This is a genomic window from Stenotrophomonas sp. 05L44_2 (assembly GCF_056665995.1).
Map to the genome: position 1 here is coordinate 1 of NZ_JBFTNR010000027.1, position 11,935 is coordinate 11,935.

The 11,935-nt window shown below is 66.8% G+C and carries 11 protein-coding genes; 5 read left to right on the plus strand and 6 right to left on the minus strand.

Annotated features, from left to right (window positions below; translation table 11 throughout):
- The 3 genes from otsB to otsA form a co-directional block, all read left to right on the plus strand.
- A partial coding sequence (gene otsB / locus AC1VAN_RS01705; protein ID WP_480985151.1) for a trehalose-phosphatase occupies positions 1–577 on the plus strand: 577 nt, incomplete at its 5' end.
- Between the two features lie 38 nt (positions 578–615).
- Complete coding sequence (locus AC1VAN_RS01710) at positions 616–2,397, plus strand: glycoside hydrolase family 15 protein (protein WP_480985152.1); 1,782 nt, start codon at positions 616–618, stop codon at positions 2,395–2,397.
- Entirely contained in the window at positions 2,394–3,758 is a 1,365-nt protein-coding gene (gene otsA, locus AC1VAN_RS01715; protein WP_032975160.1) for an alpha,alpha-trehalose-phosphate synthase (UDP-forming), read from the plus strand. The genes AC1VAN_RS01710 and otsA overlap by 4 nt, the downstream gene beginning before the upstream one ends.
- Before the next feature lie 71 nt (positions 3,759–3,829).
- Here otsA and AC1VAN_RS01720 read toward each other — a convergent pair whose 3' ends face one another.
- Genes AC1VAN_RS01720 through rluD form a run of 3 tightly spaced genes read right to left on the minus strand, consistent with a single transcriptional unit; the run spans position 3,830 to position 6,017 of the window.
- A complete protein-coding gene (locus AC1VAN_RS01720) occupies positions 3,830–4,255 on the minus strand; it encodes a thiol-disulfide oxidoreductase DCC family protein (protein WP_442251805.1) in 426 nt (141 codons plus the stop codon).
- Positions 4,255–5,028, minus strand: coding sequence for a peptidoglycan editing factor PgeF (gene pgeF / locus AC1VAN_RS01725; RefSeq protein ID WP_442251806.1), 774 nt, complete (start codon positions 5,026–5,028; stop codon positions 4,255–4,257). The genes AC1VAN_RS01720 and pgeF overlap by 1 nt, the downstream gene beginning before the upstream one ends.
- Positions 5,028–6,017, minus strand: coding sequence for a 23S rRNA pseudouridine(1911/1915/1917) synthase RluD (rluD, locus tag AC1VAN_RS01730; protein ID WP_049469884.1), 990 nt, complete (start codon positions 6,015–6,017; stop codon positions 5,028–5,030). The genes pgeF and rluD overlap by 1 nt, the downstream gene beginning before the upstream one ends.
- Before the next feature lie 113 nt (positions 6,018–6,130).
- Between rluD and AC1VAN_RS01735 the strand changes: the two genes are divergently transcribed.
- Both AC1VAN_RS01735 and AC1VAN_RS01740 read left to right on the plus strand, forming a co-directional pair.
- Positions 6,131–7,015, plus strand: coding sequence for an outer membrane protein assembly factor BamD (locus AC1VAN_RS01735; RefSeq protein WP_032975164.1), 885 nt, complete (start codon positions 6,131–6,133; stop codon positions 7,013–7,015).
- Between the two features lie 152 nt (positions 7,016–7,167).
- Positions 7,168–8,367, plus strand: coding sequence for a lipase family protein (locus tag AC1VAN_RS01740; RefSeq protein WP_478013544.1), 1,200 nt, complete (start codon positions 7,168–7,170; stop codon positions 8,365–8,367).
- Positions 8,368–8,477: 110 nt separating this feature from the next.
- Here AC1VAN_RS01740 and AC1VAN_RS01745 read toward each other — a convergent pair whose 3' ends face one another.
- From AC1VAN_RS01745 to AC1VAN_RS01755, 3 genes are all read right to left on the minus strand, one after another.
- On the minus strand, positions 8,478–10,112 hold the full coding sequence (locus AC1VAN_RS01745; protein ID WP_442251809.1) for an NAD+ synthase: 1,635 nt from the start codon (positions 10,110–10,112) through the stop codon (positions 8,478–8,480).
- Between the two features lie 215 nt (positions 10,113–10,327).
- Positions 10,328–11,203: a succinate--CoA ligase subunit alpha gene (gene sucD / locus AC1VAN_RS01750; protein ID WP_480985153.1), complete on the minus strand. Its 876-nt coding sequence runs from the start codon at positions 11,201–11,203 to the stop codon at positions 10,328–10,330.
- Between the two features lie 21 nt (positions 11,204–11,224).
- On the minus strand, positions 11,225–11,935 hold a 711-nt coding region (locus tag AC1VAN_RS01755; RefSeq protein ID WP_480985154.1), incomplete at its 5' end, for a succinate--CoA ligase subunit beta.

Below are 11,935 nucleotides of genomic sequence, written 5' to 3' on the forward strand. Positions count from 1 at the left end.
GGTCAGTGGTCGCCCGCTTGAACAGCTGGACCAGTTGTTCGCGCCGCTCAAGCTTCCCGCTGCGGGCCTGCATGGCCACGAACTGCGTGCGCAGGACGGGCACGTGATACGCGATGAGCATGGTGACGACACCGCCGACTGGCTGCATGCGCTTCATCAACAAGCCATGCGTTTCGCCCATGGCCACCCCGGCGTGCTGGTCGAGAACAAGGGCGTAGGCCTGGCCCTGCACTGGCGTGGCGCGCCGCATGCAGCCAACGATGTGCGCGCCTTCGCCGAGCGCCATGTTCGCGGCCGTGCCAGCTATCGCCTGCAGCCGGGCGACCATGTCGTCGAATTCGTCCCGGTGGCTACCAACAAAGGCCGAGCCGTACGTCGGCTGATGCAGTACCTGCCGTTCCGTGGTCGTCTGCCGGTGTTCCTCGGCGATGACCTGACCGATGAATTCGGCTTCGATGCGGCCAATGGCCTGCATGGCTGGAGCGTGCTGATCGGCGAACGTGAACCCAGCGCGGCGGTGTTCGCGCTGCCCGACATACGCAGCGTGCACGCCTGGCTGCGTGAGAATGCGTATTGACCCCGGCCCCCACGGCCGCAACCGAGATGTACCGCGTGATGACCCAACCCGATCTTGATCTGGGCGTGGTCGGCAACGGCAGCTTCGGCGCCTTGGTCGACAAACACGCCCGTGTTGTATGGAGTTGCCTGCCGACCTTCGACGGCGACCCGACCTTCTGTGCCCTGCTCAGCCCCAACCAGCAGACCGGCGGCGACTTCGCCATCGAGCTGGAGGACTTCGCCGGCAGCGAACAGGAATACCTCACCAATACCGCGATCCTGCGCACCGTGCTGCGCGATGCGCATGGCGGCGCGCTGGAAATCCTCGATTTCGCCCCGCGCTGGCGCCAGAACGACCGTTTCTACCGGCCGGTCAGCCTCATTCGCCAGGTGCGACCGTTGTCCGGCAGCCCGCGCATCGTGATCCGCGCACGACCTCTGACCGACTGGGGCGCGCGCGTGCCCGAGTCCACCTGGGGCAGCAACCACGTGCGCTGGATCCTGCCCGAGCATGTGCTGCGCCTGACCACCGACGTTCCTGTGCGCTTCGTGCGTGATGGCCTGCCGTTCGTGCTCAACCATCCCATCCACCTGATTCTGGGCGTGGATGAATCGCTCAACCGCTCCATCAGCGGCTACGTGCAGGAAGCCTTCCAGCGCACCCGCGACTACTGGCGCGAATGGGTGCGGTACCTGTCCATCCCGCTGGAATGGCAGGACGCGGTGATCCGCAGTGCGATCACCCTCAAACTCTGCCAGTACGAGGACAGCGGCGCGATCATCGCGGCGATGACCACCTCGATTCCGGAAGCGCCCGGCAGCGTGCGCAACTGGGACTACCGCTACTGCTGGCTGCGCGATGCCGCCTTCGTGGTGCGCGCGTTGAACCGTCTGGGCGCCACCCGCACGATGGAGCAGTTCCTCGGCTACATCTTCAACCTGGCCACCACCGACGGCACCCTGCAGCCGCTGTACGGCATCGGCTTCGAAGCCAAGCTGGACGAGGACGAAGTGCCCAGCCTGTCCGGCTACCGCGGCATGGGCCCGGTGCGGCGCGGCAACCTGGCCTGGGTGCAGCGCCAGCACGATGTATACGGCAGCGTGGTGCTGGCCTCCACCCAGCTGTTCTTCGACCGTCGCCTGCAGGATCCGGGTGACAGCCACACCTTTGCCCGGCTCGAACCGCTGGGTGAACAGGCGTTCGCACTGCACGACGTGCCCGATGCCGGCCTGTGGGAATTCCGCGGCCGCACCGAAGTGCATACCTACACCAGCGCGATGTGCTGGGCGGCGTGTGATCGCCTGTGCAAGATCGCCGTGCGCCTGAAGCGTGATGACCGTGCACAGTACTGGCGCGAGCGTGCCGATACCATCCACGCACGCATCATGGAAAAAGCCTGGAGCGAGGAGCTCGGCCACTTCACCGATACCTTCGATGGCCATCGCCTTGATGCCTCGTTGCTGCTGCTGGCCGACATCGGCTTCATCGACGCCAACGACGCACGCTTCGTCGCCACCGTCGAGGCCATCGGCCGCGACCTCAAGCACGGCAACGCGCTGTACCGTTACATCGCGCCGGATGATTTCGGCGAACCGGAAACCAGCTTTACCATCTGCACGTTCTGGTACATCGATGCGCTCGCTGCAATCGGCCGCATGGATGAGGCGCGCGACATGTTCGAATCACTGTTGCAGCAACGCAACCATCTGGGCCTGTTGTCGGAGGACCTTGCCTTCGACGGTGGTGAAGCCTGGGGCAACTTCCCGCAGACCTACTCGCATGTCGGCCTGATCACTGCGGCGAYGCGCCTGTCGCGGTCCTGGCAGGAGGCTTCATGAGCCGTCTTGTCATCGTATCCAACCGCGTGGCTGTGCCCGGCGAGAACCGTGCCGGTGGCCTCGCCGTGGGCCTGCTGGCGGCGCTGAAGGAACGCGGCGGATTGTGGTTCGGCTGGAGTGGCAAGAGCGTGCGCGAGGCCAGTGGCGCGCTGCACGAGCAGCGCGATGGTGACATCCAGTACGTCACCATGGACCTGGCCAAGCGCGATGTGGACGGTTACTACAACGGCTTCGCCAATCGCACGCTGTGGCCACTGCTGCACTTCCGCCTGGACCTGGTCGACTACGACCGCGGCACCCGCGAGACCTACCACAGGGTCAATGCACTGTTCGCCGACAAGCTGGCGCCGCTGCTGCGCGAAGACGACATCGTCTGGATCCACGACTATCACCTGATTCCGCTCGGCGCGATGCTGCGCGAGCGCGGCATCGGCTGCCGCATCGGCTTCTTCCTGCACATCCCGATGCCCTCGGCCGACCTGCTGCAGGCCATGCCCGACCATCTGCGGCTGTTCTCGGCGCTGTATGCCTATGACCTGGTCGGCTTCCAGACCCAGCGCGATGCCGATCGCTTCCAGACCTACCTGCGTCTGTTCGGCGGTGGCCGGGTACTGGAAAACGGCAAGCTCGAAGCGCCCGGTGGACGTCACTTCCGAGCCGCGGCGTTCCCCATCGGCATCGACACCGAGCTGATCGCCCGCCAGGCCAGCACCGCAGCCAGCAAGGCGGCCGTGAAGAACCTGCGCAGCAGCCTGCGCGACCGCCAGCTCGCCATCGGCGTGGATCGCCTGGACTATTCCAAAGGCCTGCCCGAACGGTTCCTCGGCTTCGAACGCTACCTGCAGCGCCATCCCGACCAGCGCGGCTCGCTCACGTACCTGCAGATCGCACCGGTCTCGCGCGGCGATGTCACCGAATACCGGCAACTGCGCAGCCAGCTGGAGCAGATCGCCGGCCACATCAATGGTGGCCATGCCGAGCCGGATTGGACACCGCTGCGCTACGTCAACCAGAACTTCACCCACGCCACGCTGACCGGCTTCTATCGTGCCGCCGCTGTCGGCCTGGTGACCCCGCTGCGCGATGGCATGAACCTGGTCGCCAAGGAATACGTTGCCTCGCAGGACCCGGAAGATCCCGGCGTGCTGGTGCTGTCCCTGCTGGCCGGCGCCGCCGATGAAATGAAGCAGGCGCTGCTGGTCAACCCGCACGATCTGGACGGCGTGGCCGATGCCATCGCCACTGCGGCGACGATGTCGCTGCACCGGCGCAAGGAACGTTGGCACGCGATGATGGAACACCTGCGCACCTACGACATCAACCACTGGCGCCGCAGCTACCTCGAAGCCTTGGAAGGTTGACCGCCCACGGGCATGGCCCGGCGCTACATTGATCCGGGCACGGGGTAGCGCCGGGCCACGCCCGGCGGCGCTTAATCGAGGAACCGCGCGGCTTGTTCCGGGGTGGGCAGGTAGCAAGTGTCATGGCGCCCGAACCAGCGATAGCGGTTGCGTGCCAATATGCGGTAGGCCCCGTCGCGCCAGCGGCGTGGCAGCACGCGCAGTACGGCCGCCAGGCGCCAGCCACCACCCAGTGCCGCCAGCACGCGCAGGATCGCATCGGTATCGGTCCACGCGCCCTGCCCGTCCAACAGCAGGAACGAGGTCGGGTCGTGCGCGTCCAGGCCATGCGCGCGCAACATCGCGCTGCCCTGCGCGCCCTGCATCGCCGCGAAGCGAAAGCGTTCCTGCCGGTCGAACCGCAGCAGGAAACGCACCCAGCGGCTGCACAACGCGCAGACGCCATCGAAGACGATCACGCCGCCAGGTTCTGCCCCCGCAGCGCGATCCCCGCGCATCAGTCCATCCACACCAGCGTCGCCATCCGGCCAGTGCGGCGGTCGCGACGGTGCGAGTACAGATCCGCATCGGCCATGGTCGAGACCGTGCCGCCGTGGATGTTGCCCAGCTCCATGCCCGCGGCCTGCAGGCGCTGTCGCGCCAGCGCGAACAGATCCACTTTCCAGTGACCGGGGCGGGTCGCCACGAAGGCCGCCGCAGCGGCCGCGTCGTGGCCGACGAAGGCGTGGTACACCTCTTCGCCGATCTCGTAGTCGGCCGGTCCCGCTGCCGGGCCCAGCCACGCGCGCAGCTGCGCCGGTGGCGTCTGCATGGCGGCCACGGTGGCCTCCAGCATGCCGTCGGCCAGGCCACGCCAACCGGCATGGGCGGCGCCCACCTCGCTGCCATCGACAGCGGCGAACACCACCGGCAGGCAGTCCGCGGTGAGGATCGCCAGCACAACGCCGGGCACCGAGGTCACCGCGGCATCGGCCACCGGTTCGCTGGCGCCCTCCACCGGCGGCGCGCCGAAACGCAGCACGGTGCTGCTGTGCACCTGGCGCAGCCAATGCGGCGCCGATGGCAGTGCCAAGCCCTGCTGCAGCAGCTGCCGGTTGTGCTCGACGTTGGCCGGGGTGTCACCGTCGGCCGCATGCCGGTTGCCCAGGTTGAACTGGGCGAACGGCGCTGGCGAGATACCCGCGCCATGCCGGCGCGTGGTCAGTGCATGCACGCCCGGGGGCGCCGGCCAATCAGCCTGCAGCAGCGGCAGCGGCAGCGCGGTAGTCATTACCAGCGGTCCCGCTCACGCTCGGCGAAGGCCGCGCTGTCTTCGCGCAGCACCTTCATCAGGTGCAGCATGTCGGCCGGCGCCGGCGCCGTGTTGCGCACCGGCTCACCACTGATCGGATGCACGAACTCCAGGGTCTCTGCATGCAGGGCCTGGCGCTTGAAGCCGCGCAGCGCGGCCACCAGCTCGTCGCTGGCCCCCTTGGGCAGCTTCAGCGCACCGCCGTACAGCTGATCGCCCACGATCGGATGACGCAGGTGCGCCATGTGCACGCGGATCTGGTGGGTACGCCCGGTTTCCAGGCGGCATTCCAGCGCGGTATGCGCACGGAAGCGCTCGCGCAGGCGGTAATGGGTCACCGCTTCCTTGCCATCCTCGCGCACGCCCATCTTCAGGCGGTCGCGCGGGTGGCGATCGATTGGCGCATCTGCGGTACCACCGGCCACCAGCGCGCCCATCACCACGGCCAGGTACTGGCGGTGCACGTCACGGGCGGCCAGCTGCTCGACCAGTGCGGTCTGCGCTTCCAGCGTGCGGGCCACGACCATCACGCCGCTGGTGTCCTTGTCCAGGCGATGCACGATGCCCGCGCGCGGCAGCACCGCCACCGACGGGTCGCGGTACAGCAGCGCATTGACCAGAGTACCGCTGTGGTTGCCGGCACCGGGGTGCACGACCAGGCCGACCGGCTTGTTGATCACCAGCAGGTGCTCGTCCTCGAACAGCACGTCCAGCGGGATGTCTTCCGGCTCGGCGCTGGTCTGGGTTTCCAGCACCACCTGCAGGGTGACCACCTCGCCGCCGCGCAGCGCGTCGCGCGGGCGTGCCTGCGCGCCGTCCAGCAGGACGTCGCCGGCCTTGATCCACTCGGTCAGGCGGGAGCGGGAGTATTCGGGGAACAGCTCGGCCACGACCGCGTCGAAACGGCGGCCGGCGGAGGTGTCGGGGACAATGGCCTGGCGGGCCGATTCGGAGGGTTGTTCAGACATGGCAGGGGGCATCTTCGAAATTTTGGGGTCCCGGCGAGCCGGTTTCAGTCGCTGGACAGGACACTAGGCTATCATCGACCCTTCGTATTCCAGCCGCGTCCCGCATTGACCCCATGATCCGACGCTCCGTCCTGCTCTCCGCGCCCGTCCGCCTGACCGCCCTCCTGCTGGTGCTGGTCATCGTCGCCACTGGCTGCAACCGCGGCACCAAGGGCGATCGCCCTGATGAAGGCACCCCGGTCGAACAGCTCTACGAAAAGAGCCACAAGCTGATGCAAGGCGGCAACTGGAGTGGCGCTGAAGCCAGCTTCCGTCGCCTGGTGGCACAGTATCCCTACGGCCCGTACACCGAGCAGGCGATGATCGAATCGGCCTATGCCCAGTACAAGGCCGGCAAGCACGATGACGCGGTGTCCAGCATCGACCGCTTCATCCGTACCTACCCGACGCACCGCAACATCGCGTACCTGTACTACCTGCGCGGCCTGGCCAACTCCAACCGCAATACGGTTTTCCTGCGTCGCGTATGGTCGTTGGACGCGAGCCGCCGCGATCTGTCCACGCCGCATCAGGCGTATTCAGACTTCAACATCGTGGTCGATCGCTACCCCAACAGCCGCTACGCCGCCGATGCGCGCCAGCGGATGCTGGTGCTGCGTGACGTATTCGCCCAGCACGAACTCGACAACGCCCTGTACTACGTGCGTCGCGGCGCCTGGGTCTCGGCTGCCGGCCGCGCCAACTACCTGCTGGAAAACTACCCGCAGAGCGCATTCCAGAACGATGCCGTGGCGGTGCTGGCCGAGTCCTACACCCACCTGGGCAACAAGACCCTGGCCGACGACGCCCGCCGCGTCCTGCAGTTGAACCAGCCGGATCACCCGTGGCTGGAAGGCAAGTGGCCGAAGTACCCGTGGATGATCCGCAAGCTGAACCCGTTTGCCGGCGAAAAGTCCGCCGCGACCGGCCAGCGCAATGCGCGACTGGAAAAGAAGTAAGAAGAAGGCCCCGCACGGGGCCTTTTTTTTGCCTGGCGTCACCGCTAGGAATGCTACGAACCGGCGATCATTGCGACTTCCATCGCAGTCGGCGCGCAGGACAGCTCCCAGAATGCGGCGCAAAGGCCATCCCGGCCTGCATGGAGCGCCACATGTCCTCATCGTCCCTGCGGTTCCGACCCCGCCCGACCCTGCTGGTCACTGCCCTGCTCGCGCTGGCCGCCAGTCCCCTTGTCGCGCTGGCGGCGGAGCCGGGTGACCTGCTCTCGGCCGCGCCCTACCGCGCCAGCTGGGTGCCCTCCAAGGCCGCGCAGGCCTACAAGCTGGCCTACCGCACCCCCGATCATCACGGACGCCTGGCCGAGGCGACCGGGCTGGTCTACCTGCCCGCCGGGCCTGCGCCGGCAGGTGGCTGGCCGGTCGTATCCTGGGCCCACGGCACCCAGGGCATCGCCGACCACTGCGCGCCTTCGGTATCCGGCCCCTATCAGCCCGAGCGCGATGGCCGCTTCCTCGACCAGTTCCTGGCACAGGGCTATGCCGTTCTCGCCGCCGATTACCAAGGCCTGGGCGGCCCGGGTGACCACGCCTACCTGCACGTGCGCACCTCCGCGCGCAACGCCATCGATCTCATCAAGGCCAGCCGCCATTTCCTCGGCAATGCCACGCTGTCACCGCGTTGGGTATCGGTGGGCCATTCGCAGGGCGGCGCTGCCGCACTCACTGCCGGCCATCTGGCACCGTCCTATGGACCCTCGCTGCAGTACCGCGGCAGCTTCACCACCGGCACACCCACGGCCGTCGAACTGACCGCGCTGGTGATGAAGCCGGACAGCCGCACGCCGAATCCGGGCGCGCTCAATGCCTATCACGCCTACCTCCTCGATGGCCTGCTGCAGGTGGAGCCGCGTATCGCACGCGTACTCAGCGATGAAGGCCATGCACGGGTCACGCTGGCGCGCCAGCAGTGCCTGGGCCCGCTGGCGGCCACCTTGGAAGGTGCGAACACGGGAGAAATGTTCAGCGCACCGTTGACCTCGGTGCCGGGCATCTGGGCGCTGCTGCATGACTATCTGGGCGTGCCACGGCGGGGCTTCAGCCAGCCGTTGATGCTGGGCCACGGCAGCGAGGATCGCGACGTGCCCTATCTCACCACCCTGCTGTATGCCGTCGGCCTGGCCCTGCGCGGCGAACCGGTGGCATTCCGCCGATACCCGGTCGACCATCGCGGCACGCTGGACGCAGCGGCGGCCGATGGCCTGGCATTCGTGCGTGCGCGGCTGGGGCACAGCCAATTTGACGAGGCCGCCGAAACCGCCGGCCTGGAGCAGCTGCTCAACGAGGCCCGGTAGATCCACGCCGTGCATCGATGGGCGGTACACCCGGTTGCCGGCCAGCGGCCGGCACTACCGATGGATCCATCGAACATCGGTAGCGCCGGGCCATGCCCGGCGACCGGTCCTCAGCTCTTGTAGCCGTTGCTGATCGGGTAGCGGCGCTCACGCCCGAACGCGCGGCGCGAGACCTTCGGGCCCGGCGCGGCCTGGTGGCGCTTCCACTCGCTGATCCGCACCAGCCGCAGCACACGATCCACCACCGCCGCGTCATAGCCTGCAGCGACGATCTCCGTGCGCGACTGCTCCTGGTCGATGTAGCGGTACAGGATGCCGTCCAGCACGTCGTAGGCCGGCAGCGAATCCTGGTCGGTCTGGTTTTCGCGCAGTTCGGCCGAGGGCGGGCGGCTGATCACCGCCGGCGGGATCACCGGCGCACCGCCAACGGTGTTGCGCCACTTGGACAGGCCGAACACCTCGGTCTTGTACAGGTCCTTCAGCGGCGCGTACCCCCCGCACATGTCGCCATAGATGGTGGCGTAGCCGACCGCGTACTCGCTCTTGTTGCCGGTGGTCAGCAGCAGGCCACCGAACTTGTTGGCCAGTGCCATCAGGATCACGCCACGGCTGCGCGACTGCAAATTCTCCTCGGTCACATCCGGCGTAGTGCCCTCGAACATCGGCGCCAGCGCCTGCATCAGGCCCTGGAACGCCGGCTCGATGGAAACGGCTTCCAGCTTCACGCCCAGCGCCTCGCACTGCTCGGCGGCCAGGTCGTTGGACATCCCGGCGGTATAGCGCGACGGCAGGCGCACCGCCGTCACGTTCTTCGCGCCCAGTGCATCGACCGCCATGGCCAGCACGATCGCCGAGTCGATGCCACCGGACAGACCCAGCCACACCTTCTTGAAACCGTTCTTGCTGCAGTAGTCCTGGATGCCGCGGGTGACCGCGCGCCAGGCCAGCGCATCCATGCTCTCGTCGCCGTCGTCCATCCATACCTGCGGCAGGAAGCGGCGGGTAGCGCCGTCGTAGTCCACCACCAGCCACTGGTCGACGAAGGCCGCCGCGGCCGGGTGCACCGTGCCATCTCCATCGGCCACCACCGATGCACCATCGAACACCAGCGCGTCCTGGCCGCCCACCACGTTGAGGTAGGCGATCGCCGCGCCGCTTTCGCGGGTACGTGCAGCCAGCACAGCGTCACGCTGGGCATGCTTGCCACGCTCGTACGGCGAGGCATTGGGCACCACCACCAGCTGCGCGCCGGCACGCACCGTATCGGCCAGCGGCTCGGCGAACCACAGGTCCTCGCAGATCAGCAGGCCGACCGGGATGCCGTCGACCTCGAACACGCAGCTGCCACCGTCCGGGTCGACATCGAAGTAGCGGCGCTCGTCGAACACCGCGTAATTGGGCAGTTCGCGCTTGCGGTACGTCTGCTCCACCAGGCCATCGCGCAGCACGCTGGCCGCGTTGTAGACCACCGCACCGGCGGCCTGTGGCCAGCCCACTACAGCGGTGATGCCACGGCACGCAGCAGCAATGCGGGTCATCGCCTGCTCGCACTCGTACAGGAAGCCCGGGCGCAGCAGCAGGTCCTCCGGCGGATAGCCGCTGACTGCCAGCTCGGGGAACATCACCAGCCCGGCGCCGTACTCATCGCGCGCCTGGCCGATCATCTCGATGATGCGCTCGGTGTTGCCGGCGACATCGCCAACCGGGAAGTCGAACTGCGCCATCGCGATGCGGATCGAAGCCATGAGGGTCCAGCCTGTGGTTGCAATACGCACATTGTAGCGCCGCGACATGCGCTCGCCGGGCATGGCCCGGCGCTACCGCGTGGACCATTCTGGTAGCGCCGGGCCATGCCCAGCGGATGCCCAGACGCAGAAAGGCCGCCCTGAGGCGGCCCTTCTGTTTCAAGCAGCCGACCAACGGCCGGCTCTACAGAATCGTCTGCCGAAGGCAGTCGATCTTATTTCACCAGCTTGGCGATGGCAGCGCCCAGGTCGCCCGGCGAACRCACGGTGACGACGCCAGCAGCTTCCATGGCAGCAAACTTGCCTTCGGCAGTGCCCTTGCCGCCCGATGCGATCGCACCGGCGTGGCCCATGCGCTTGCCGGCCGGAGCCGAAGCACCCGCGATGAAACCGACGACCGGCTTCTTCACGTGGTTCTTGATGTACTCGGCACCGGCTTCTTCAGCGTCGCCGCCGATTTCGCCGACCATGATGATGCCTTCGGTCTGCGGGTCTTCGTTGAACAGCTTCAGGCAGTCGACGAAGTTCAGGCCGTTGATCGGGTCACCACCGATGCCGATGCAGGTGGACTGACCCAGGCCGACTTCGGTGGTCTGCTTGACCGCTTCATAGGTCAGGGTGCCCGAACGCGACACGATGCCGATCTTGCCCGGCTTGTGGATGTGGCCCGGCATGATGCCGATCTTGCACTCGCCCGGGGTGATGACGCCCGGGCAGTTCGGCCCGATCAGCACGGTGTCCGGATGCGAACGGGTCAGCACGTTCTTGACGCGCAGCATGTCCAGCACCGGGATGCCTTCGGTGATGCAGACGATGACCTTGATGCCGGCAGCAGCGGCTTCCAGGATCGCGTCAGCCGCGTACGGCGGCGGCACGTAGATGACCGAAGCGTTGGCGCCGGTGCTCTGCACGGCGTCGGCAACGGTGTTGAAGACCGGCAGGTCGATATGGGTGGTGCCACCCTTGCCCGGGGTCACGCCGCCAACAACCTGGGTGCCGTACTCGATCATCTGAGTGGCGTGGAAGGTGCCCTGCTGGCCGGTGAAGCCCTGCACGATCACCTTGGTGTTCTTATTGATCAAAACTGACATTGGATTTCCTTCGGTGTCGGATCAGGCGGCGTTCTTGACAGCTTCGACGACCTTCTTGGCACCGTCGTTGATGTTGTCGGCCGGGATGATGGCCATGCCGCTGTCACGCAGCAACTGCTTGCCTTCTTCCACGTTGGTGCCTTCCAGACGCACCACGACCGGAACCTTGACGCCCACTTCCTTSACSGCGGCRATGATGCCYTCGGCRATCATGTCGCAGCGGACGATGCCGCCGAAGATGTTGACGAAGATGCCTTCGACCTTGTCCGAGGACAGGATCAGCTTGAACGCTTCGATGACGCGCTGCTTGTTGGCGCCGCCGCCCACGTCCAGGAAGTTCGCCGGCTCGCCGCCGTTGAGCTTGATGACGTCCATGGTGGCCATGGCCAGGCCTGCGCCGTTGACCATGCAGCCGATGTTGCCGTCCATGGTGACGTAGTTGATGTCCAGCTCCGAAGCGATCACTTCGGTCGGATCTTCCTGGGTCTTGTCGCGCATGGCGACCAGGGCCTTCTGGCGGAACGCGGCGTTGTCGTCGCTGTCGAACTTGCCGTCCAGCGCGTACAGGTTGCCGTCGTCCAGGATGGCCAGCGGGTTGATTTCAACCAGCGCCAGGTCCTTTTCGTTGAACAGGCGGTACAGGTTCACCATGATGTTGGCGAACTGGCCGGCCTGCTTGGCGGTCAGGCCCAGCTTGAAGCCGAAATCACGACCGTGGTAACCCTGCACGCC